19 protein-coding genes are annotated in these 21,943 nt (G+C 69.7%); 13 read left to right on the plus strand and 6 right to left on the minus strand.

The genetic code is table 11. The annotated features are described in order from the left end of the window. The first annotated feature begins 156 nt into the window (after nt 1-156). The 3 genes from ACIOJD_RS26195 (at nt 157) to ACIOJD_RS26205 (ending at nt 3,268) form a co-directional block, all read left to right on the plus strand. A complete protein-coding gene (locus ACIOJD_RS26195) occupies nt 157-1,104 on the plus strand; it encodes a polysaccharide deacetylase (RefSeq protein WP_401917985.1) in 948 nt (315 codons plus the stop codon). A 95-nt stretch (nt 1,105-1,199) separates the two neighbouring features. Beyond that, nucleotides 1,200-1,844, plus strand: a complete 645-nt coding sequence (locus ACIOJD_RS26200) for a GNAT family N-acetyltransferase (protein WP_401917987.1) — start codon at nt 1,200-1,202, stop codon at nt 1,842-1,844. Then, nucleotides 1,841-3,268, plus strand: a complete 1,428-nt coding sequence (locus tag ACIOJD_RS26205) for a pyridoxal phosphate-dependent decarboxylase family protein (protein ID WP_401917989.1) — start codon at nt 1,841-1,843, stop codon at nt 3,266-3,268. Before ACIOJD_RS26200 ends, ACIOJD_RS26205 begins: the two co-directional genes overlap by 4 nt. Nucleotides 3,269-3,286: 18 nt before the next feature. On the opposite strand, the gene ACIOJD_RS26210 is transcribed toward ACIOJD_RS26205, so the two are convergent. From ACIOJD_RS26210 to ACIOJD_RS26230, 5 genes are read right to left on the minus strand one after another with little or no spacing between them, the layout of a single operon-like run. Next, nucleotides 3,287-3,817: a GAF domain-containing protein gene (locus tag ACIOJD_RS26210; RefSeq protein ID WP_401917991.1), complete on the minus strand. Its 531-nt coding sequence runs from the start codon at nt 3,815-3,817 to the stop codon at nt 3,287-3,289. Further along, nucleotides 3,814-4,431 (minus strand): GTP-binding protein, encoded by a 618-nt coding sequence (locus tag ACIOJD_RS26215; protein ID WP_401917992.1) that lies wholly within the window; start codon nt 4,429-4,431, stop codon nt 3,814-3,816. The genes ACIOJD_RS26210 and ACIOJD_RS26215 overlap by 4 nt, the downstream gene beginning before the upstream one ends. Next, nucleotides 4,409-4,780, minus strand: a complete 372-nt coding sequence (locus ACIOJD_RS26220) for a DUF742 domain-containing protein (protein ID WP_401917994.1) — start codon at nt 4,778-4,780, stop codon at nt 4,409-4,411. Before ACIOJD_RS26220 ends, ACIOJD_RS26215 begins: the two co-directional genes overlap by 23 nt. Before the next feature lie 2 nt (nt 4,781-4,782). Beyond that, nucleotides 4,783-5,220: a roadblock/LC7 domain-containing protein gene (locus tag ACIOJD_RS26225; RefSeq protein ID WP_401917996.1), complete on the minus strand. Its 438-nt coding sequence runs from the start codon at nt 5,218-5,220 to the stop codon at nt 4,783-4,785. Nucleotides 5,221-5,227: 7 nt separating this feature from the next. Beyond that, nucleotides 5,228-7,162: an ATP-binding protein gene (locus ACIOJD_RS26230; protein ID WP_401917997.1), complete on the minus strand. Its 1,935-nt coding sequence runs from the start codon at nt 7,160-7,162 to the stop codon at nt 5,228-5,230. 541 nt (nt 7,163-7,703) lie between these two features. Here ACIOJD_RS26230 and ACIOJD_RS26235 point away from each other — a divergent pair. Genes ACIOJD_RS26235 through ACIOJD_RS26250 form a run of 4 tightly spaced genes read left to right on the plus strand, consistent with a single transcriptional unit; the run spans nt 7,704 to nt 13,190 of the window. After that, nucleotides 7,704-9,218, plus strand: coding sequence for an ABC transporter substrate-binding protein (locus tag ACIOJD_RS26235; RefSeq protein WP_401917999.1), 1,515 nt, complete (start codon nt 7,704-7,706; stop codon nt 9,216-9,218). Nucleotides 9,219-9,233: 15 nt separating this feature from the next. Beyond that, nucleotides 9,234-10,160: an ABC transporter permease gene (locus ACIOJD_RS26240; RefSeq protein WP_401918001.1), complete on the plus strand. Its 927-nt coding sequence runs from the start codon at nt 9,234-9,236 to the stop codon at nt 10,158-10,160. 14 nt (nt 10,161-10,174) lie between these two features. Continuing rightward, nucleotides 10,175-12,190 carry a dipeptide/oligopeptide/nickel ABC transporter permease/ATP-binding protein gene (locus ACIOJD_RS26245; RefSeq protein ID WP_401918003.1) on the plus strand — a complete coding sequence of 672 codons (2,016 nt, stop codon included), beginning with the start codon at nt 10,175-10,177 and terminating at the stop codon, nt 12,188-12,190. After that, nucleotides 12,183-13,190, plus strand: a complete 1,008-nt coding sequence (locus ACIOJD_RS26250; protein WP_401918005.1) for an ABC transporter ATP-binding protein — start codon at nt 12,183-12,185, stop codon at nt 13,188-13,190. The genes ACIOJD_RS26245 and ACIOJD_RS26250 overlap by 8 nt, the downstream gene beginning before the upstream one ends. 53 nt (nt 13,191-13,243) lie before the next feature. Here ACIOJD_RS26250 and ACIOJD_RS26255 read toward each other — a convergent pair whose 3' ends face one another. After that, the gene (locus ACIOJD_RS26255) at nt 13,244-14,449 is read right to left on the minus strand and encodes an MBL fold metallo-hydrolase (RefSeq protein WP_401918006.1); all 1,206 of its coding nucleotides are present in this window, start codon (nt 14,447-14,449) and stop codon (nt 13,244-13,246) included. A 255-nt stretch (nt 14,450-14,704) separates the two neighbouring features. Between ACIOJD_RS26255 and ACIOJD_RS26260 the strand changes: the two genes are divergently transcribed. From ACIOJD_RS26260 to ACIOJD_RS26285, 6 genes are all read left to right on the plus strand, one after another. Next, nucleotides 14,705-15,919 (plus strand): Glu/Leu/Phe/Val dehydrogenase dimerization domain-containing protein, encoded by a 1,215-nt coding sequence (locus tag ACIOJD_RS26260; protein ID WP_401918008.1) that lies wholly within the window; start codon nt 14,705-14,707, stop codon nt 15,917-15,919. Between the two features lie 135 nt (nt 15,920-16,054). Further along, nucleotides 16,055-17,401, plus strand: a complete 1,347-nt coding sequence (ccrA, locus tag ACIOJD_RS26265) for a crotonyl-CoA carboxylase/reductase (protein ID WP_401918010.1) — start codon at nt 16,055-16,057, stop codon at nt 17,399-17,401. A gap of 227 nt (nt 17,402-17,628) precedes the next feature. Beyond that, a complete protein-coding gene (locus ACIOJD_RS26270) occupies nt 17,629-18,396 on the plus strand; it encodes a thioesterase II family protein (protein ID WP_401918012.1) in 768 nt (255 codons plus the stop codon). A gap of 43 nt (nt 18,397-18,439) precedes the next feature. Continuing rightward, nucleotides 18,440-19,642 carry a cytochrome P450 gene (locus tag ACIOJD_RS26275; RefSeq protein WP_401918014.1) on the plus strand — a complete coding sequence of 401 codons (1,203 nt, stop codon included), beginning with the start codon at nt 18,440-18,442 and terminating at the stop codon, nt 19,640-19,642. Nucleotides 19,643-19,678: 36 nt separating this feature from the next. Next, nucleotides 19,679-20,875, plus strand: a complete 1,197-nt coding sequence (locus tag ACIOJD_RS26280) for a cytochrome P450 (RefSeq protein ID WP_401918016.1) — start codon at nt 19,679-19,681, stop codon at nt 20,873-20,875. A gap of 92 nt (nt 20,876-20,967) precedes the next feature. Next, the gene (locus tag ACIOJD_RS26285) at nt 20,968-21,804 is read left to right on the plus strand and encodes a phytanoyl-CoA dioxygenase family protein (RefSeq protein ID WP_401918018.1); all 837 of its coding nucleotides are present in this window, start codon (nt 20,968-20,970) and stop codon (nt 21,802-21,804) included. Nucleotides 21,805-21,943 lie beyond the last annotated feature (139 nt).

A 21,943-nucleotide genomic window follows, 5' to 3' on the forward strand; every position in this document is an offset into this window, starting at 1 on the left:
CTGTTCGCGTCTTTTTGTCGAATCATGTCCCGAATGGCCGGCGGACGGTGGAGGTCAGCCGCTCGTACCGGCCACGGTTGGCGCCGCGGAGCCGATGGGCTGACACTCGGAAACGGGACTGCCGTCTTGCCCAACGACTCGCAGAACTGGTGATCCATGGAGAACCGGACGTCGGACATCGAGCAGACGGCACCCGAGGATCCCTCCGCCGAGCGGCCTTGGCGCTGGCCGGAGGAGAGGTGGCGAGGGCTCGCCACCCGCGTGGGCGCGGGGCGCGGCACAGGACTTCACCGCTGGCCACAGGGGGTGTCCGTCGCGGTGGCCATCAGTTTCGATGTCGACGACGAAACGGCGCCGTTCTGCCTTGATGTGACATCCCCCGGATATATCTCGCAGGCACACTACGGTGCACGCGTCGGACTGCCGAGAATCCTGTCGGCCCTGATGGAGTACGACGTACCGGCTTCCTTCTTCGTTCCCGCCGTATCGATGCAGCTCAATCCTGAAGGCATCGGGGATATCCAGGCAGCGGGACATGAGATCGGAATGCATGGATGGATTCACGAACGGTGCGGCGATCTTTCCGGAGAGGAGGAGTACGCGCTGGCCGAACGGAGCGTCGACGTTCTCCGGAGATACACCGGTGTCATGCCCCGGGGGATGCGCACACCGTGGTGGGACTTCAGTGGGCACACCCTCCCCGTCGCACGGCATCTGGACCTGGTGTACGACTCGTCGATGATGGCCGACGACGAGCCGTACGAGTTGCTGCACTCCGGTGAGCGGACCGGAATCGTCGAGATTCCGGTCGCCTGGATTCGGGACGACGCTCCTTACTTTCCCGACAACCCGGCAGACCGGCAGGTCATGTCTCCCCGTCAGGTTCTGCGGATCTGGAAGGACGAGTTCGACGGCGCCCTCGCGGCGGGCGGGCTCTTCCAGCTCACACTGCACCCTCATGTGATCGGCCACCGGTCACGCGTGCTCGTTCTGCGGGAGTTGCTGTCCCATATCAGCGATCAGGCAGGCGTCTGGTTCGCCACACACGAAGAGGTGGCGCGCCATGCCGGGAAGAGGATCGACATCCCGCCTCACCATACGTAGAAACAGCAGGCCACTCAGGCAGGCAGGAACCGCAAGCACCCACGAAAAGAAAGCCTCTTCACACGTCCCCTTTCGTTCCGCAAAGGATGGAAACCATGACATCCACCGATCCGGAAATCGAGTTCTCCTGCTCCCTCGCGTCTCCTGGCAGGCAGGCGGAACTGATCTCCATCTACCGTGAAGCCTTCGACAACGACCCGGTCTTCTCCTGGCTATTTCCGGACGACACGACGCGAAAACACTTGCTCGACCGGTACTTCACCATCATGGTCGACCACACCTTCGCCCATGGCGGGTCCGCTCTGCAGACCGAGGACTACGGGGCTGTCAGTATGTTTTTCCCGCCCCACGCGGTGGAGCAGCCGGAAGAGACCAAGAACCAGCTTCTCCGCTCGATGCGTGACGAACTGGGCAGCCGGTCCGAGAGAGTCATCTACCTGCTGACCACACTCGACACCTCGCACCCACGGGAGCTTCCTCCCCACTACTACGGAACCTATGTGGCCGCGCGGCCGGAGCATCAAGGAAAGGGCCTCGGTACCCGCCTCAAACGATCCTTGTTCGCGCTGGCGGACCAGGACCGGGCCGGCGCCTACGCGGAAGCCTCGTCGAAACGCAATCTCGCCCTCTACGAACGTCTGGGGCAGCGCCGGTTGGGGCAGGCGCTGACACTTCCCGACGGGCCTCGGATCTTTCCCATCTGGCGACCGCCGCAGGCAACGGACGGAGCGACGAGATGACCGGCAGGCATGACCCATCGGGCGCGCCGGACGGCCGGATCCTGCCCGAGGACACCGACCTCCTCGACATCGTGGCCCAGTACGCGCGTTCTTTCCTGGAATCCCCTCGTCCGGTGCGGGCACGCGCTCCGGAGCGGCTCGGCCAAGTGCTGGGCGGAGACCTCTCCAAAACGGGGAACGCCCAGCTCTCGACGGTGCGGCGGCTCATCGAGGCGGGCGAGTCGGGACTGCTTGCCTCCGGGGATTCCCACAGCTTCGGCTATGTGATCGGGGGCGCGCTGCCGATCGGTATCGCCTCGGACTGGCTGGTGAGCCTCTGGGACCAGTGCTCGGCGGTCTACGAGACCAGTCCGCTGGCCTCGGTGGCGGAGCAGGTCTGCGAACGCTGGCTGGTCGACCTGTTCGGACTGCCCACGGACACGGTGATGGGTCTGACCTCGGGCTGTACGACAGCGAACCTCGCGTGTCTGGCCGCGGCCCGCGAGCAACAGCTCCACGAGGCGGGCTGGAAGGTCAACGAGCAAGGAATGCGCCGGTCCCCGCCCCTGACGGTCCTGGTCGGGCGCCACACCCATGTCTCGGGCCTGCGGTGCCTGCGGCTGCTGGGTCTGGCCGGCGAGATCGGCTGGGTCGACGCGGGCGACGACGGCCGCATGGACGCGCGTCACCTGGCCGAGCTGGCGGACCGGGCCCCCGGCGGGCTCATCGTGTGCGGGCAGGTCGGCTCCACCGACTGCGGCTCGGTCGACCCGCTGGTCGAGATCGCCGCCATCACCCACGCGCACGGCGGCTGGCTCCACCTGGACGCGGCCTTCGGCATGTGGGCCGCCGCCTCACCCGCCCTGCGGCCACGGCTGCGAGGCCTGGAGCTGGCGGACTCCTGGGCCTGCGACGGCCACAAGTGGCTGAACACGCCCTACGACTGCGGAATCGCCCTGTGCGCCCACCCGGCTGCCTTCGCCGACGCGGTGCGTTTCAGCGCCGACTACCTCCAGACCACGGAGCGCACCGGCCGCGACCCGATGGACCACCGCGTGGAGATCTCGCAGCGTGCCCGTGCCCTGACCCTGTGGGCGGTCCTGCACCACGAGGGCCGTGACGGGATCGCCACCATCGTCGAGCGCAACTGCGAGGCGGCGCACGAACTCGCCGACATCCTCACCCGGGAACCCGGCATCGGCCTGCTGGCTCCGGTGACCCTCAACCAGGTACTGCTGCACATCGGCGACGACGACCACACCCGGCAGGTGGTGGGCACGCTCAACGACAACGGCGCCTGCTGGGTGACCCCCACCACCTGGACCGGCCACGACGCCGTACGGATCTCCGTATCCAACTGGCAGAGCGGCCGGGAGAGCGCGGAAGCCACCGCGTCGGCGTTCCTCCGGGCACACCGCGACCGGCTCAGCACCGCTGAACGGTGAGCCCCGGGGCGCGTCGCCTCAGATGAGTCCGTCCTCTCCGCGGTGGATCCGCGACATCAGCTCCGCGGCGAAGGACTTGATGGTGTCCAGACCGGCCCGCCCCCAGCGCCGTGGTTCGGTGTCGACCACACAGACGGTGCCCAGGGCCATGCCCGTACGGTCGTTGAGCGGCGCGCCGAGATAGGAGCGGATGCCGCTCTCGTCCGCCAGCGCGTTCCCGGCGAACCGGGGGAAGTCCCGGACGTCCTCCAGCACCAGCGCCTTGCGCCGTACCAGCACATACGGGCAGTAGCCGTGGTCACGGTCCATGAACCGCTCGCCTCCGGCACCCTGCGGGGTGTGCAGCCCCGCGAAGAACTGCCGTTCCTCATCAGGGAAGTTGACCATCGCGTAGGGAGCGCCCGTCAGGTGCGCCAGTTGCTGGGCGAAGGCATCGAGGGCGGGCTCGGGACGCTCACCGAGGCCGAGCCCCCGCAACCGCGCCACGCGGTCGTGCGCTTCCTGGTCGACGGGGGTGAGCAGCAGACGGCCGATCGGGTCGTATGTCATGAGCGCACTCCGTCGCTCGGAGGGGGAACCGAGGTGAGCAGATGCTGCACGAGCGTGACCAGGGTATGGATGCCGGAACTGGCGATCCGCGCGTCGCAGAGCACGATCGGCACCGCCGGGTCGAGGTCTATCGCGGCCCGTACCTCCTCCGGTTCGTAACGGTACGAACCGTCGAACTCGTTGACGGCGACGACGAATCCGATACCGCGCTGCTCGAAGAAGTCCACCGCGGAGAAGGAGTACTCCAGCCGTCTGGTGTCGGCCAGCACGACCGCGCCGAGCGCGCCCCGGGACAGCTCGTCCCACATGAACCAGAAGCGCTCCTGGCCCGGTGTGCCGAAGAGATACAGCACATGCCGCTCGTCCAGCGTGATCCGGCCGAAGTCCATGGCGACCGTGGTCGATGTCTTGGTCTCGACACCCGTCAGGTCGTCGGTCGCGGCACTGACCTGGGTCAGCAGCTCTTCCGTACTCAGTGGGGCGATCTCGCTGACCGCTCCCACGAAGGTGGTCTTGCCGACCCCGAATCCGCCCGCGACCAGGATCTTCACAGCCGTGGGGAACGACTCGCGGGAGGGGTCGCGGAAGGGTTCAGAGCTGTCGTCGTAGGCCATCGAGCACTGCCTCCAGCAGGAAACGGTCGGTGGGGTTGTCGAAGCTGTCGGGCGGCCGTGCGGTGATCGCCCCGCAGTCCAGCAGATCGGAGAGCAGGATCTTGCTGACCGTCACGGGCAGCTTCAGATGCGCGGCGACCTCGGCCACCGAGATCGGTCCCTGGCAGAGGCCCACGGCCTGGGTGTGCTCCGGGCCGAAGTGCGCCGGGGGCACGGAACCCGTGGATATCACCAGCGTCAGCAGATCGAGGGCCGTGGTCGGCCGGGTCCTGCCTCCGCTCACGGTGTACGGGCGGATGAGCCGGCCGGCCGCGTCGTCCAGCCACGGCCCGTCCGCCGGGACCGGCACGGTCAGAGCCTCGACGTGCTCGACGAGGCGTCGGCCCGTTGCCTGGGCGGGGTGACCAGGTACGGTCGTACGCTCTTGACCAGCATCGCCATCTCGTAACCGAGGACCGCCGCGTCGGCCTCACGCCCCGCCAGCACGGCGAGGCAGGTGCCCGAACCGGCCGTGGAGACGAAGAGCAGGGTGGAGTCGAGTTCCACCACGACCTGACGGACCTCGCCGCCGTCCCCGAACCGCACCCCGGCGCTGCGGCCGAGGGAGTACAGGCCCGAGGCGAGAGCGGCCATGTGGTCGGCGCTGTCGGGGTCCAGGCCGTGCATGGACCTGACCAGGCCGTCGCAGGAGAGCAGCACCGCGCTGCGGGTGTATGGGACACGCTGGACCAGACCGCTCAACAGCCAGTCGAGGTCGGAGACATGGCCGGTCGGCACATCGCTCGCCATGGTGCATCTACTCCTTGTGGGTGGTGGTGTGGCGCTGCGGTTCCGGCTGATCCGGGAGCGGCTGGGACAGGGGATCGGCGGGCGTGTGGTCATGCTCTGCGGCGGGCTGGGACTCGGCGAGGCCGATACCGCGCTGGAAGGCGGCCATCAGGCCCGGGTCATGGAGCACGGGCTCCTGGGCGGGGGGCGGGACGGGAGCGCCCCGAAGCTGCGGGACCAGATGCTCCTGGCCACGGCGCTTGGGCAGTTGGGGCTTGCTCCTGCCACCGGGAGCGACGCCGTCTCCGGTGGATTCGGTCGGTCGGGACGGCGGGTCCGTGGGGGTGGCGGGGCGTCCATGGCGTGCGCCACGTACGGGCAGCGGCACGGCCGGCGGCTGAAGCTGGTTCCGGGGCTGGTTCTGGGGCTGAAGCGGGCTCGGGAGCCGGGGATGGTCCGGGGGCCGGGGATGGTCCGGGGGCTGGGCAGGGGGCTGCGGAATCTGAGGCGGCGTCGCCTGGGTCCGACGCGGGGACAGTTCCGAGAGGTACGACTGCGCGGGCTGCGGCGGCCGCGGCGGCAGGTGGCCGTTCCCCTCCGCCTGATCCGCCTGATCCGCCTGATCCGCCCGGCCGGGTTGGCCCAGTCGACCCGTCTGATCCGGCTGATCCGCCCCGCCCGGTTGGGCCAGTCGACCCGTCTGACCCGTCCGGTCCGGCTGCTCCGTCCGGTCGGAGCCGAGCAGCGCACGCGGAAGGACCAGTACGGCCTGGACACCGCCGTAGATGTTGGACTGGAGACGCACCGTGATCCCGTGCCTGCGCGCCAGCGCCGACACCACGAAGAGCCCGATCCGCCCGTCCTGGAGCAGATGCGCGACATTGACCTGATCCGGGTCGGCGAGCAGGCCGTTCATCTTCTTCTGTTCGCCGAGCGGCATCCCGAGCCCGCGGTCCTCCACCTCGATGGCCAGACCGGCCGTCACATGCTGGGCCCTCAGCAGCACTTGGGTGTGCGGTGACGAGAACAGCGTGGCGTTCTCGACCAGTTCGGCCAGCAGATGGATCACGTCCGCCACGGCATGGCCGCGCAGGGTACCGTCGATGGGCGGCACCAGCTTGATCCGCGGGTACTGCTCGACCTCCGCGATGGCGGAGCGCAGCACCTCGGTCATGGTGACGGGCTTGCTCCACTGCCGCCGGGAGATCGCCCCGCCGAGAACGGCGAGGTTCTCGGCGTGCCGGCGAATACGGGTCGCCAGATGGTCGACGTGGAAGAGACCTTTCAGCAGTTCCGGGTCCTCGACCTCGTTCTCCAGATCGTCGAGCAGCTGGATCTCCCGGTGGACCAGGGACTGGAGCCGACGGGCCAGATTGACGAAGACTTCCACCTTCTGTTCGTTTCCGGCGCTGCTGGACAGCCGGGACGCCTGCACCACGGCGCCGATGGCCGCGTACTGGGACCGGCCGACCTCGTGTGCCAGCAGGTCGAACTCGTCCGCGTCGGGGTCCGCGGGAGGCGGCGGCGCGCGGTGCGCGGACACCTGGTCGCCGCGCCTGAGCTGCTCGACCACCGCGTCGAGGTCGGCCCGGCCGCGTGCGGTGGAGCGGCGCAGCACGTCACAGCGGCCGAGCACGGACCTGGCGGTACGTTCCGCTCCCAGGGCGGCCGTACCGATGGCGGCGAAGGCGAGCAGCGCCGTCGCGACCAGGGCCGTCCAGGTCCGGGGGGTCGGTTCCGCCGTGGTCGAGCGCAGGACGAGCACCACGGCCGCCGCGCCGCTCAGCGCCGCCACTATCGCGGGGAGGACGGCGGCACGCAGGAGTTGTGGCCGTATACGGAGCTCCGGCGGCACCGGCGTGTTCGCCCGGCCCGTGGCCGACAGCGAGCGGGAGCCCGGCCGGCCGTGCCGCCCGCCCTCACGGCGCTCCGGCCGCGCGGCGGGTGCGCGAAGTTGAGACATCAGTGTCCTCGGTACGTGGGCCCCGGGAATCGGCACCGTGCTGGTGTTCCGGCTGTGGCGCAGCGGCAGGACCGGCGCATGCCGCATGAGCCCTCCGCTGATCACCGAGCACACACGGTAGTTGCCAAGCGCTCATCCATGGCGGGTAGTTGACAAACTTCCCCACAGAGCATCCCGCTCCGGTATGAGACCTCGCACATCAGCACGAATTAATGCATTCACCCCGGCCCGGTTCGGCCGAACGATCACGCGCGCGGCGGTCGCGTACATGAACCCACGGCCCCGGCCCGCGGACGTCCGGGATCCGCCGCACGCCTATTGACGCGCTCGGCATCGCCCACTCAATAATGTCAATGTCCGCATATCTAAACCGAGTTCTCTCTTATGGACGCTGATCCTGGGTCGCTCCTGCTTCCCGACGACCTCGCCCCAGGTCCATCGCTCCGCCGACGGCGGATCGCACCTCGAAAAGCGCGGAGGAACAGTGACCGGTCCAGGATTACTGCCCACTCGTTGGCTCGCCCATCGCCCATGCGGGCGAGTGGCCGGTGCGTTCACGTCCGTGGTCGTCCTGCTCGGCGCCTCCGGATGCTCGGTGGCCGGCTCCGATCCGATCGGCGAAGGCCCGGACACCTTGCGCGTCGTCCTGCCCGAGGAGCCACCGACCCTTGAGCCCTGCGATGCCTCGCTCACGGCGACGGGCCGGGTGACCCGCGCCAATGTGACGGAGGCACTCACCGAGCGCGATCCGTCCACCGGCGGGCTGGAACAGGCTTTGGCCACCAAGTGGGCACGTAATTCCCCGACTTCATGGACCTTCACCCTCCGCGGGGGTGTCACGTTCCATGACGGTTCGCGGTTCACGGCCGCGGCAGCCGCGTTCTCGATCAAGCGCGCCACGGATTCGGACCTCAACTGCAATGTCGACGGCTACGTCTTCACGGACAGCGAAGTGACCGCCACGCCGGTCGACGACACCACACTCGAGGTCACCACGGCGAAGCCGGACCCGATCCTGCCCCTGCGCCTGTCCTTCGTCGAAATAGTGCCGACGAGTACGGACACCCGGGCCAGGGTCCGTGAGCCGGTCGGCACCGGACCGTACCGGATCGACGAGTGGAACCAGGGCCGCTTTCTGCGTCTGAAGCGCTTCTCCGGGTACTGGGGCAAGGCTCCTGAATTCGCCGCGGCCAAGTACGTCTGGCGTGCGGAGGGCGGCGTACGCGCGGCCATGGTGACCAACAACGAGGCGGATGTCGCGATCGGACTCGCCCCCGAGGACGGTGCGGGCGACCGGGCGGTCGAGTTCGCCACCAACGAAGTCTCGTACCTGCGGATGGACGCCACCAAGGCGCCCCTCGACGACATCCGGATCCGCCGGGCCGTCAACTACGCCCTCGACAGGGAAGGACTGGTCACGGCGGTCTTCGCGGGACGGCCGAGCGGCCAGCTCGTCTCGAAGGGCGTCACCGGATACAACCCGCGTATCCGGCCATGGCCGTACGATCCCGATCGCGCCCGGGAACTCGTGGCCCAGGCCCGCGCCGACGGAGTCCCGACCGGCACCACCATCACCGTCATCGGCCGCAACGGCATCTACCCGAAGGCCGCCGAGGCGATGGAGGTGGTGCAGGACTGCCTGCTCAAGGCCGGTCTGAAGGTCGAGATCAAGATGCTCGACGTCAACGCCTGGCTGGAGTACCTGCTGCGGCCCTTCCCCACCGGCGCGGGCCCCACTCTTCTCCAGGCGCAGCATGGCAACCAGGCAGGGGACGCCGCGTTCACCCTGGGCCAGATCTACGGCAGCAGGGGCGCGCAGAGCAGCTACGGCACCCCCGGACTCGACGCGTTGACAGCTCGGGCCCAGCTCGCCTCGGGCAGGGAGCGGCAGAAGGCGTTCGCGGACGCGTTCGCCCACCAGAACGACGAGGTCGTGAGGGACGCCGTCCTGGCCAACATGACCGCGATCATGGCCCTCTCCCCGAACGTCCGTTACCGGCCGGACTCGGCCACCAATGACGAGATGCGGCTCGCCGACATGCGCCGCGCGGACTGAGGGAGGAGCGGACCGATGTTCACCATGCTGCGCCGCCGCGCGGTCTCCAGCGTCATCCCCCTGCTTGTCGTGGTCCTCGGAGTGTTCTTCCTGGCCCGCCTGACCGGGGATCCCGCCAATCTGTACCTTCCGCTCAGCGCGACACCCGAGATGAGAGCCGAGTTCGCCGCCCGGAACGGTTTCGACGATCCGCTGCTCTCCCAGTTCGGTGACTATCTGAGCCAGGTCACGCACCTGGACTTCGGCGAATCGCTGCGCACCGCCCAGCCGGCCGGCGAGGCGGTGCTGCGGGCCTTCCCCGCCACCCTCCAGCTGGCCGGGTGGACGATGCTGCTCGCCGTCGTGGGCGCCGTGGTGATCGGCAGCCTGGCGGCGTACCGCCCCAACTCGGCGACCGACCGGATCGCGAGCTTCCTGTCCTCGACGGCCGCCAGCGTCCCCGACTTCTGGTTCGCCATCATGGGCGTGCTGGTCTTCGCCGTGACGCTCGGGTGGCTTCCCACCTCCGGCACGAACGGTGCGGCGGCCTGGGTCCTTCCCGTGGCCACTCTGCTCATCCGTCCGTTCGGGGTGCTGGTCCAAGTGGTGCGCGGGGCCATGGTCTCGGCGCTGTCCGCCCCGTACGTCAAAGTGGCGCGCGGCAAAGGGGCACGCGAGGGGCGCGTGGTCTTCGGCCACGCCTTGCGCAACGCGTCCGCACCGGCGCTCACGGTCGCGGGTGATCTCGCCGTGGGGCTGGTCAACGGAGCCGTCGTCGTCGAGACCGTCTTCGGCTGGCCCGGTATCGGCAAGCTCATGATCGACTCGGTTCTTCAGCGGGATTTCGCCGTTCTTCAGGCCGCGGTGCTGCTGACCGCCCTGGTGATCTTCGCGCTCAACATCCTGGTGGACATCTCTCACGCGCTCCTCGACCCACGGGTCCGGCAGCAGGCGGCGGCATGAGTCGAGGAAGTGACATGGTCCAGACGGATACGGATACGGATACGGATACGGATACGGATACGAGCACGGGCACGGGCACGGGCACGGATTCCGGGAGCGGGCGGGCGGCTGCGCGGTGGAAGTGGCCCGACCTGCTGCTCCAGGACCGGTTCGCGTCCGCGGCGGCCCTGGTCCTGTTGATCGTCACGGCGTGCGCCGTGCTGGGCCCGCTCCTCGTCGGGGATCTGGCGACACGTCAGAATCTGCGCGATCCCGGTCGCCCCCCGTTCAGTCTCGACCATGGATGGGCCTTCGTACTCGGCAGCGACTCCCTGGGCCGCCCCGTCGCCGCCCGGCTGGCGGTCGCGGCCGGGACAACCCTGTCCGTGGCCGTGCCCGCAGTCCTGTGCTCTCTCGCCGTGGGCTCGGTCTGGGGCATGTGGGCGGGATATCACGGTGGATGGCGCGAGAGTGTGTCGCTGCGGATCGCCGATGTGATCCTCAGCTTCCCCTCTCTTCTGCTGGCCGTGGTCGTGCTGTACGTCTTCTCGCCGAGCGCCGCCAACATCGTGTCGGTCCTGGCCGTCGCCAGGATTCCCGTATACCTGCGCACCGCACGGGCCGAGTCCGCCGAACTGCGCGGCCGTCTGTTCATGGACGCGGCCCGCACCTTCGGTACCGGCGGCTGGGCCGCCATCCGACGCCATGTCGCTCCCACGGTGCTGCCCACGCTGCTGACCGTCGCGGCACTCGACTTCTGCTTCGTGATGCTGACCGAGTCGTCGCTGAGCTTCCTGGGGATCGGCGTCCAACCGCCGGACATGAGCTGGGGGCTGATGGTGGCGCAAGGACGGCAGGAGCTGCGGAGCGCGTGGTGGATCGCGGTCTTCCCCGGACTCGCCATCGTCATCACGACCGTCTCGGCGACCGTCCTCGCCGCCTGGGCGCGGCTCGCGACCGACCCCGGACAGCGCTGGCGACGCGGGCTCCGGCACATCAACGGGCGCTCGTGGCGGCCTCGTTCAGCGACAGAGAGTACGAGCGGCGGCAGCGATCCGGTGACCCCGGCGACGGAAGCGGACACCTTGGCTGTGGCGGGTCTGTCGGTCGACATCCGTACCCCCGCCGGGCCGGTTCCCGTGGTGCGCGGTGTGAGCTTCGCCGTCCGCTCCGGTGAAACACTGGCCCTGCTCGGCGAATCCGGGTGCGGCAAGAGCATGACCGCCCATGCCGTCGCGGGGCTGCTCGACCCGGCCGCCTCAGTCGTGGGCGGTGAGGCACGGCTGAACGGCGAGGAGCTGCTCGGACTTGGAGCGCGGGCCAGGCGCCGGCTCGCCGGTCCGGAGCTGGCCATCGTCTTCCAGGACGCGCTGAGCGCGCTCAACCCCGTCCTCACCGTCGGGGCGCAGCTCGCGGAACCGTTCCGCATCCATGAGCGGATGTCCCGACGTGCGGCGAAGGCCCGAGCGGTGGAGCTGATGGAGCGGGTCGGCATCCCGGAGGCGCGCTCGCGTGCCGACGCGTATCCGCACCAGTTCTCCGGCGGCATGCGCCAGCGGCTGCTGATAGCGATGGCCGTCGCGCTGCGGCCGAGGGTACTGCTCGCCGACGAGCCCACGACGGCACTGGATGTCACGGTGCAGGCTCAGATCATGGACCTGCTCGCGGAACTGCGGAGCGAGCGGCGGATGGCTCTGGTCCTCATCACGCACGACCTCGGGCTGGTCGCGGAGCACGCGGACCGGGTCGCCGTCATGTACGCGGGTACGGTCGTGGAAACCGGCACGGTGGCCGACGTGTTCGGCAAGCCGAACCACCCTTACACGCTGGGGCTGTTGGCGTCGGTACCGGGCCGGCAGCACAAGGGCGCCCGGCTGAGTTCCATTCCCGGCGGCCCGCCCGACCCACGCTCCGTACCCACTGGCTGCGCCTTCCGTACACGCTGCCCGATGGCCCGGGACCTGTGCGCGACCCACCGGCCGGCGCTGGCCGTCACCGGTGCCGATCGCGCCGCCGCCTGCCACTTCGCGAAGGACCTGGCCGATGCCTGACCCGGGGACACTGCTGGAGGCCACCGGCCTGACCAAGAGCTTCGCGGTGCCGCGTACCGCGAAGGGCGGCACCAGGCTGCGCGCGGTCGACGGAGTGGATCTGAGCCTGGGGCGCGGGGAGACCCTGGGCCTGGTCGGCGAGTCCGGTTGCGGCAAGTCCACGCTGGCCAGGATTCTGCTGATGCTGGAGCGTCCCGACGCGGGCACCGTACGGTTCGAGGGAGTGGACCCGTTCACATTGTCGGGCGCGCGGTTGCTCGCCTGGCGTCGCACGGTGCAGATGGTCTTCCAGGACCCCTTCGGCTCGCTCAACCCACGGCTGTGCGCGGCGGATCTGATCAGCGAGCCCTGGCTCACCCACCGCGGACTCGTGCCCGCGGCGAAGCGCGCGGCGCGGGTGGGTGAGCTGCTGGAGATGGTCGGGCTGCGGGCATCCGACGCGCGCCGCCACCCGCAGGAATTCTCCGGAGGGCAGCGGCAGCGGATCGGTATCGCCCGCGCCCTGGCGCTGGAACCCGATGTCGTCGTCTGCGACGAACCCGTCTCCGCGCTGGATCTGTCGGTGCAGGCGCAGGTGCTCAATCTCCTGGGCGATCTGCGGGACGAGCTGGGGCTGTCGTACGTGTTCATCTCGCACGACCTGTCCGTGGTGCGGCACGTCGCCGACCGGGTCGCCGTGATGTACCTGGGCGCGATCGTGGAGACCGGCCCGACGGAGGAGGTCTTCGAGCGGCCGCTCCACCCCTATACGGCGGCGCTGCTGTCGGCGGCCCCGTACCTGGCCGCCGGGGGCGGGCCGAAGAGGCGGCGCGTCCTGCTCACCGGCGAGATCCCCTCCCCGGCCGGCCCACCGTCCGGGTGCCGCTTCAGGACCCGGTGCCCGCGTGCCGAGGACGTGTGCGCCGAGGCCGTTCCCGCACCGGCGCACACGACTTCGCTGCACTGGGCGGCATGCCACTTCCCGCTGGAGGAAACGCCCGCGACGGCGGCCGGGACGTGACAGCCGGGGCGTGCTGACGACCGGACCTGGACATCGGCCGTCAGCGGGCGCCGTCAGTCGGCCGCGAGGTCGAGCTGGGCCGGCTCGGCGGACGGCGCCGCCGGTCCGGCGGGCGGCCATGCGGGCCAGCCGCCGGGCGGCGGAGTCGCCACTGCGCGCCACCACGGGGCGGCCGGGACGTCGTCGCCGGTGGGTTCGAAGGGCTGGCCCGGGTGCGGCAGCGCGAGCGCGGCGCCCGCCTCTGCGGCGGCCTCGACCGTACCCTCACCGGGCTCGGCCCACGGGTGCGGGGCGAGGTTGAACGTCCCCCAGTGGATCGGCAGCATCACGCCGGACGCCCGGCCGCCCTGGAGATCGAGATGGGCCCGCATCCCCTCGGCCGGGGTCATATGGATATCGGGCCAGTACTCGCTGTACGCGCCGATCTGGATCATCGTGGCGTCGAACGGGCCGTGCTCGGCGCCGATGTCCGCGAAACCGGAGAAATAGCCGGTGTCCCCGCTGTGGTAGATCCGGTGCTCGGGACCGGCCACCGCCCAGGACGCCCAGAGCGTGTGCTGCTGATTGCGCAGGCCCCGGCCGCAGAAGTGCCGCGCGGGAGTGGCGGTGAGCCGGATACCGGCGATCTCGGTGGACTCGTTCCAGTCGAGCTCGCGCAGCCTGGACGCGGGCACACCCCAGCTCTCCAGATGCGCGCCGACGCCGAGCGGCACGGCGAACAGGGTGTCCGTGGAGGCGAGGGCCCGGATCGTGGGCAGATCGAGGTGGTCGTAATGGTCGTGCGAGATCACCACGACATCGACGGGCCCGAGAGCGGCGAGCGGCAGGGGCACGGGGTGCAGCCGCTTCGGACCCGCGAAGGCGAACGGAGAACAGCGGTCGCCCCATACGGGGTCGAAGAGCACGCGGCGGCCGTCGATCTCGGCGAGGACACTCGAATGCCCCATCCAGGTGAGCCGCAGGCCCGAGGCCGGGGGCTCGGCAAGATCGGCGAGGGTGGTGGAGTGCACGGGAATGGTGCCGCTCGGAGCCCGCCGGGCCCGCGCTTCCTTCTGGAAGTAGATCTTCGCCAGTTCCAGGCCGGAGGCGCCGGACGGTCGGGTCCTGGCACCCACCGGGTTCTGGAACACCCCGTCGGCGAAGTTCGGCGAGCGGTGAATCCGCTCCAGCCTCTCTCCCGCCGAGTCGGCCCCGAAGGCCGCGGGTCGCAACGAGCGCAGCCGTGAGCGCAACGAGAGGGGGGAACCAGCGCCTGTCACGGCACCTCCTGGAGGTCGGTGTTGTCTCATTATGGCCACCGGTGTTCGTTCGGTGCGGGGCGAGCCGGTGCCGTTCCCCGCCCTCGCGTACGCCGGTCCAACGTCGTCACTGCCCCCTGGATTCCCGGGCACGCCCTCGTATGCCGAATCAAGACGATCTCTTTGACATACGTGATCGCCCTGTCGATACTGACCGGCGGTTCAGTAGATCCTCGGCCCCTCGCCCCGCGGTCCTTCACCCCGCCTGGAGATTCCATGTCCGCGTCAACCGGGGCATCGCCGCCCGACGCTCCGCTGATCTCGCTGACCTGGACGGACCACGTCACCGGCCGGCAGGGGTATCTGGTGGTGGACCAGCTGGTCCGTGGTGTCGCCAGTGGCGGCCTGCGGATGCGCCGGGGCTGCACGCTGGACGAGGTGACCGGCCTGGCCCGCGGGATGACCATGAAGGAGGCCCTGCACTTCGACGCGGACGACCCGAGGGTTCGTTATGTCCCGCTGGGCGGGGCCAAGGGCGGTATCGACTGCGATCCGCGCGATCCCGGGGCGTACGGCGTGCTGGTCCGTTTTCTCCGCGCGACACGGCCGTACATCGAGTGTTTCTGGACCACCGGCGAGGATCTGGGGCTGACCCAGGACACCGTGGACAGGGCCGCCGCCGAAGCCGGTCTCGTCTCGACCGTCCAGGCGGTCCATCCCCTGCTGGACGACGAACGGGAGGCGCGGCGGCGTCTCGCCGACGCCTTCGCCGTACGGGTCGACGGCATCGGTCTGGACGCGCTGGCCGGCGGCCGCGGGGTCGCCGAGTCGGTGCTCGCCGCGCTCGACCGGGCGGGGACGGCGTACGAGGGAGTCCGGGTCGGCGTCCAGGGGTTCGGCACGATGGGCGGGGCTACGGCGCGCTTCCTGTCCCGGGCCGGGCTGAAGATCGTCGCGATCGCCGATGTCCGGGGGACCATCGCCCACCCCGACGGCCTGGATGTCGAGTCCCTGCTCGCGGCCCGCGACCCGTACGGCACCGTCGACCGTACCGCCCTGCGGCCCGGGGACCGCGAACTGCCGGGCGACGCCTGGCTGTCCATCGACGCGGAGGTGCTGGTTCCGGCGGCCGTCTCGTACGCGATCGACGTCGGCAATCAGGCCGGGATCAAAGCCCGTTGGATCGTCGAGGCGGCGAACATGCCCGTACTGCCCGAGGCCGAGGAGCTGTTGGCGCGACGCGGCATCACCGTACTGCCGGACGTGGTGGTCAACTCCGGTACGAACGCCTGGTGGTGGTGGACGCTCTTCGGTGACATCGGCCCGGACGCGGACGAGGCGTTCGCCCACATCCGCCGGGCGATGCGCCGACTCGTGGACGACATGCTGGAGCGCGCCGAGGCGGACGGCGGCACGCCACGCGCCGCCGCACACGCCATGGCGGCCGACCGGCTGGCGGCCATCGTGCGGCGGTACGGCTGGTACCGCTGAGCCCGGTCGGCAGCAGGGCGGACCGAAGGCCGATGCCAAGAGGCCGACGGACGACAGGTCCTGGGGAATTCCCGTGTACCCGAGCGGTACCGTCCGCATGCCATCTCCGCATTCCGACCGAAGGACCGGGGCCTCGTGCAAGACATCATCGAAGCCGTGCTCTCCGACGAAGCCGTCTCCGGGGACTTCGCCGCCCTCCCCGTGCCCGACTCGTACCGCGGCGCGTTCACGCTGAAGGAAGAGGCCGGCATGTTCGAGGGGATGGCCTCCGCGGACAAGGATCCGGGCAAGTCACTGCATATCGGTGAGGTCCCGACGCCGGCACTCGGCGCCGGCGAGGTGCTGATCGCGGTCATGGCGAGCGCGATCAACTACAACACGGTGTGGAGCGCCATCTTCGAGCCGCTCCCCACGTTCGCCTTCCTGGAGCGCTACGGCCGGTGCGGGCCGGAGGGCGCGCGTCACGATCTGCCGTATCACGTCCTCGGCTCGGACCTGTCCGGCGTCGTGCTGCGCACCGGTCCGGGAGTGCGCCGCTGGAAGCCCGGGGACCGGGTGGTGGCGCACTGTCTGTCGGTGGAACTGGAGAGCGCCGACGGGCACGACGACACGATGCTCGACCCGGAACAGCGGATCTGGGGCTTCGAGACCAACTTCGGCGGCCTCGCCGAGATCGCCCTCGTCAAGTCCAACCAGCTGATGCCCAAGCCCGCCCACCTCACCTGGGAGGAGGCGGCCTGCTCGGGGCTGGTGAACTCCACCGCGTACCGGCAGCTCGTGTCCCGCAACGGAGCGGGCATGAAGCAGGGCGACAACGTGCTGATCTGGGGCGCGAGCGGTGGACTCGGCTCGTACGCCACTCAGTTCGCCCTGCACGGCGGCGCCCACCCGATCTGTGTGGTGTCCTCGGACGCCAAGGCGGAGCTGTGCCGGTCCATGGGCGCCGAGGCCGTCATCGACCGCGGCGCCGAGGACTACCGGTTCTGGGCCGACGAGCGGACCCCGGACGCGAAGGAATGGAAGCGCTTCGGGAAGCGGATCCGTGAGCTGACCGGCGGCGAGGATGTCGACATCGTCTTCGAGCACCCGGGCCGGGAGACCTTCGGGGCGAGCGTCTATGTCACGCGCAAGGGCGGCACGATCGTCACCTGTGCGTCCACCACCGGCTACCGGCACGAGTACGACAACCGCTATCTGTGGATGTCGCTCAAGCGGATCATCGGCTCCCACTTCGCCAACTACCGCGAGGCGTGGGAGGCCAACCGCCTCATCGCCAAGGGCAGGATCCACCCCACTCTTTCCGCGGTCTTTCCGCTGGCGGAGACGGCGGAGGCGGTGCGGCACGTCCGCGGCAACCAGCACAGCGGCAAGGTCGGTGTGCTGTGCCTGGCGCCGGCCGAGGGGCTCGGGGTCCAGGATCCCGAGACCCGTGACCGACATCTGCCGTACATCAACCGGTTCCGCGCGGCGGCCATGCTATGAGCGGGCCCGCCTCGGCCTGCTGTCCGGAGTGCGGCCGTCATGCCCCGTGATCCGCGCGCCAAGTCTAGGGATTTTGCGGGTACGGGGCGGACTTGACTGGGATCCGTCTCTCCGGTCTTCACGGATCAGCCGGACGCCCCCGGGCCACGAGGACCGGAGGGACAGCTCCTGGGACACAGCCCCTGGGAACAAGCGGGGACATCACGATCGGGAAGGACCGACGACACGTGGTTACGAAGGACGACGCCAGCACGGACTGGATCCGCCGGTACCACCCTTCCGGCGCCAGTAAGGCGCGGCTCATCTGCTTTCCTCACGCGGGCGGTTCCGCCAGCTTCTTCCACCCGGTGTCGGTACGGTTCTCCCCCGACGTCGATGTGATCGCCCTCCAGTACCCGGGCCGCCAGGACCGCCGCCGCGAGCCGTGCATCGAGGACATCGGCGCACTCGCGGACGCTCTGGCCAAGGAGATCCAGACCCTGAGCGACAAGCCCACGGTCTTCTTCGGGCACAGCATGGGTTCGGTGCTGGCCTTCGAGACGGCCTTCCGGCTGGAGCGGCTGAACGCCAACCCGCCCCGCGCGGTGATCGCGTCCGGACGACGCGGACCCTCGACCCGGCGGGAGGAGCAGGTGCACAAGCGCGACGACAACGGCATCATCTCCGAGCTCAGGCTGCTCAACGGCACCGATTCGGCGGTCTTCGGCGACGACGAGTTGCTGCGGATGGCACTGCCGGCGATCCGCGGCGACTACGCGGCGATCGAGACGTACGCCTGTGAGCCGGACCGGCGCGTGCGCTGCCCCATCACCGTCCTGACCGGCGACTCGGACCCCAAGACGACGCTCGACGAGGCGGATGCCTGGCGCGAGCACACCGAAGGCGCCTTCCGCGTCCAGGTGTTCCCCGGTGGCCACTTCTTCCTGGCCGACCATCAGGCCGGGGTCAACAACGAAATCGCCAGGGAACTCGATGTCGCGCGGTCGGCGGCATGAGCCCGCAGTCCCGCCCGGCCTGAGCTGATTCGAGGAGTAGTCCGTGCCGTTCACACCCCAAGAGCCGCCGGAATCGCGGGAACTGCCCGAACTGTCCACCGAGGCGCAGCCCATCCTGTGTCCCAGCCGGCTGGAGGGCCTGCGGGAGGACGCTCCGGTCTGCCGGGTCCGTACCCCGGCGGGCGACGAGGCGTGGCTGGTCACCCGGCACGCCGAGGCGAAGCGGCTGATGAACGACGAGCGGGTGGACCGGTACCACCCGGATCCGCCCGCCGCGCCGAAGTACATCAAGAACCCTCTGGTCGACATGCTCATCGGCGACGACCTGGAGGACACGCGCACGGGGCGCGCACGGTCACGCTCGCTGCTCACGCCGAACTTCACCGCACGCCGTATGGAGCGCCTTCGTCCGAAGGTCGAAGCGCTGGCCGGCGCCATGGTGGAGGACCTCGCTGCGCGCGAGCGCCCGGTCGACCTGCACGCGCACTTCTCCCTGCCGTTCTCGCTGCGGGTCATCTGCGAGCTGATCGGGGTTCCCGAGGACGACTGGCAGCGGTGTGCGACGCTGCTGGCCCGGATCGGCCGGACGGATCCCAAGGACGGGACGTCCACCGGCCCGGAGGCGCTCTTCGCTCTCCTCGGCGAAGTCGCCACGCGCAAGCGTCAGGAGCCGGACGAGGACGTTCTCTCGCACTTGTGCGGGGCGGGCGTCCCGGACGAGCACGCCGGCATGCTGGCCGGGGGTGTGCTGTTCGCGGGGCTGGAGAGCGTCGCGACCCATATCGACCTCGGTGTGGTGCTGCTGTCCACCAACCCGGACCAACGCGACGCCGTCATAAAGGATCCGGCCGTGCTGGGCGGCGTGGTCGAGGAGGTGCTGCGGTCCGCCAAGCGGGCCGGTGCCACTCTGCCCCGGTACGCGAACGAGGACATCGAGATCGACGATGTCACGATCCGCGCGGGCGACCTCGTCCTGCTCGACTTCGGTCTGGCGAACTTCGACGAGCGGGCGTTCGACGCCCCCGAGGCGTTCGACGTCGGTCGCTCACCGAACCGGCACCTGACCTTCGGCCACGGGATGTGGCACTGCACCGGCGCGCCCCTGGCGCGGATGGAGCTGAGCACCGCGTTCAGCGTGCTGTTCTCCCGCTTGCCGGAACTGCGCCCGGCGGTCCCGGTGGACGAGTTGTGGACGCAGGGCGGCACGATGATCGGCGCGCTCGCCGAACTGCCGGTGACCTGGTAGCCCGAACCGGATCCTGATCCTGAGAGCGGACACCCTATGACAACGACAGAAGCGTCGGACTCATCGGACGCGGCGAAGCTGGTCGATTTCCCGCTGCGGCAGGCCGGTGAACCCCTGCCGCCCCATCAGTACGCGGAGTTCCGTGAGCGTGAGGGGCTCGTCTGGTCCACCATGCCCACCGGCGCCCGGGTCTGGCTGGTGACACGGTACAAGGACGTCCGCGAGGTGCTCACCCACCCGAGGATCAGCTCCAACCCCGCGCACGAGGGCTTCCCGAGCCCCGGCAGGACCGGCGGACCGCCCGCGCAGGATCAGGTGCCCGGCTGGTTCGCGGCGCTGGACCCGCCCGAGCACGACCGGTACCGCAAGGTCCTCATCCCGGAGTTCAGCGTCCGGCGCATCAAGGAGCTGCGGCCACGGATCCAGGAGGTCGTCGAGGACTGCGTCGACGCGCTGCTCGCCAAGGGCAGCCCCGCGGATCTGGTCTCCGACTTCGCGGTGCCGATTCCCTCACTGGTGATCTGCGCCCTGCTCGGGGTGCCCCAGGTGGATCGTGGCTTCTTCGAGTCCCGTATCCGCTGCCTGGTCATGCTGGACGCCACCGACGCGGAGCGCGACGAGGCGTCCAAGCAGATCCTGCGCTATTTCAGCAGGATGATCGCCATCCGGAAACGGCGCCCCGGCGACGATCTGATCAGCGTGATGATCAGGTCGGAGACGATGACCCCGATGGAGATCGGGGGCGCGGCGATGCTGCTGGTCATCGCCGGCCAGGAGACCACGGCGAACAACATCGCCCTCGGCGCGAGCACTCTGCTGTCGAATCCCCAGTGGATCGGTGACGACCGGGTGGTCGAGGAGCTGCTGCGCTACTACTCCGTCGCCGACCTGGTGCCGTTGCGGGTGGCGCTGGAGGACGTGGAGGTCGCCGGGCAGGTCATCAGGGCCGGTGAGGGCATCGCCCCGCTGGTCGCCGCGGCCAACCACGACGGGTCGGCGTTCTCCTGCCCGCACCAGTTCGACCCCGGGCGCGAGGAGCGGCACCACATCGCGTTCGGCTTCGGGCGTCATCTGTGTCTCGGGGCGCATCTGGTGCGCACCGAGATGGAATTGGCCTACCGGACGCTGTTCGAACGGATTCCGACGCTGGAACTGGCGCGGCCCGACGAGGAGTTGTCGTTCAGGAACAACGGTGTGCTGTTCGGCCTCGATTCGCTGCCGGTGCGCTGGTGACCCCGAGGTGACCGAAGGACCGGCTGCCGGCCCCGCCCCTCTCCGATGAAGGCCCCCGTCCCTCTCCGATGAAGAAGGAGCCTGGATTTCCCATGGCCATACGTCTCGCCCGGCTCCCCGCCACGTCCACGGTGGCCGAGGTCTCCGCGGCACTCGACCGCGACGGCGGCGTGATCGTGGAAGACCTGATCGACACGACCACTCTCAAGGGGCTCTGGGACGACCTCGGTCCCGCCCTGGACGAGACGGGGTACGGGGACAGTACGTTCACCGGGCAGCGGACCAAGCGGCTGTGCTCGCTGTTCGCGCGCTCCCGGCACATGGAGCGGGTGGCGCTCAATCCGTTGTTCCTGGGTGCCGCCCGTGATCTCATCGAGCGGCCCGTACCCAACTGGTTCGGCCCGCAGCGGACCGAGATCGCGCCCAATATCCAGGTCAGCATCACGCAGGCGATCCAGATCTGGCCCGGGGAGACTCCGCAGACCGCGCACCGCGACGACATCGCGCACATGCTGCCTTCCCCCGGGCCGACGAACCGTGTGCAGATCATGCTGGCGATGGACGAGTTCACCGACGAGAACGGCGCCACGATGGTCTACCCGGGCAGCCATGCCTGGGAGGCGGAGCGCGGCCCGCGTCCGGAGGAGGCCGTACAGGCCGAGATGGAGCCGGGCTCCTGCCTGATCTGGGTGGGCGGCCTCTTCCACGGCGGCGGCCCGAACCTCTCCGAAGGTCCGCGGACCGGGCTCACCCTGGCCTATGTGCGGGGCAACCTCCGGCAGGAGGAGAACCAGTTCCTGGCCGTGCCGAAGGAGATCGTCCGGGAGTATCCGGAGGAGTTGCAGCGTCTGCTGGGCTGGGGCCTGTGTCCGCCGTTCATCGGCTGGTACGAACACGCGGACCCCAATTCGCTGCTCCGGGCCGAGTAGAGCGCCCGGCAGAAGGCGGAAGCCGCCCGACAGCGACCGGGAACTGACCGGCGGAGACCGGGAACCGGTCGGCGGAGACCAGGAACCGCCCGGCAGGGACCAGGAACCGGTCGGCGGAGACCAGGAACCGCCCGGCAGA

This window comes from Streptomyces sp. NPDC088116, assembly GCF_044741745.1.
In the GTDB taxonomy this organism is placed as follows: domain Bacteria; phylum Actinomycetota; class Actinomycetes; order Streptomycetales; family Streptomycetaceae; genus Streptomyces.

Coding starts and splice junctions, on each gene's coding strand:
- ACIOJD_RS26195 (WP_401917985.1), top strand. CDS start 157: ATGGAGAACCGGACGTCGGACATCGAGCAGACGGCACCCGAGGATCCC.
- ACIOJD_RS26200 (WP_401917987.1), top strand. CDS start 1,200: ATGACATCCACCGATCCGGAAATCGAGTTCTCCTGCTCCCTCGCGTCT.
- ACIOJD_RS26205 (WP_401917989.1), top strand. CDS start 1,841: ATGACCGGCAGGCATGACCCATCGGGCGCGCCGGACGGCCGGATCCTG.
- ACIOJD_RS26210 (WP_401917991.1), bottom strand. CDS start 3,817: ATGACATACGACCCGATCGGCCGTCTGCTGCTCACCCCCGTCGACCAG.
- ACIOJD_RS26215 (WP_401917992.1), bottom strand. CDS start 4,431: ATGGCCTACGACGACAGCTCTGAACCCTTCCGCGACCCCTCCCGCGAG.
- ACIOJD_RS26225 (WP_401917996.1), bottom strand. CDS start 5,220: ATGGCGAGCGATGTGCCGACCGGCCATGTCTCCGACCTCGACTGGCTG.
- ACIOJD_RS26230 (WP_401917997.1), bottom strand. CDS start 7,162: ATGTCTCAACTTCGCGCACCCGCCGCGCGGCCGGAGCGCCGTGAGGGC.
- ACIOJD_RS26240 (WP_401918001.1), top strand. CDS start 9,234: ATGTTCACCATGCTGCGCCGCCGCGCGGTCTCCAGCGTCATCCCCCTG.
- ACIOJD_RS26245 (WP_401918003.1), top strand. CDS start 10,175: ATGGTCCAGACGGATACGGATACGGATACGGATACGGATACGGATACG.
- ACIOJD_RS26250 (WP_401918005.1), top strand. CDS start 12,183: ATGCCTGACCCGGGGACACTGCTGGAGGCCACCGGCCTGACCAAGAGC.
- ACIOJD_RS26260 (WP_401918008.1), top strand. CDS start 14,705: ATGTCCGCGTCAACCGGGGCATCGCCGCCCGACGCTCCGCTGATCTCG.
- ACIOJD_RS26280 (WP_401918016.1), top strand. CDS start 19,679: ATGACAACGACAGAAGCGTCGGACTCATCGGACGCGGCGAAGCTGGTC.
- ACIOJD_RS26285 (WP_401918018.1), top strand. CDS start 20,968: ATGGCCATACGTCTCGCCCGGCTCCCCGCCACGTCCACGGTGGCCGAG.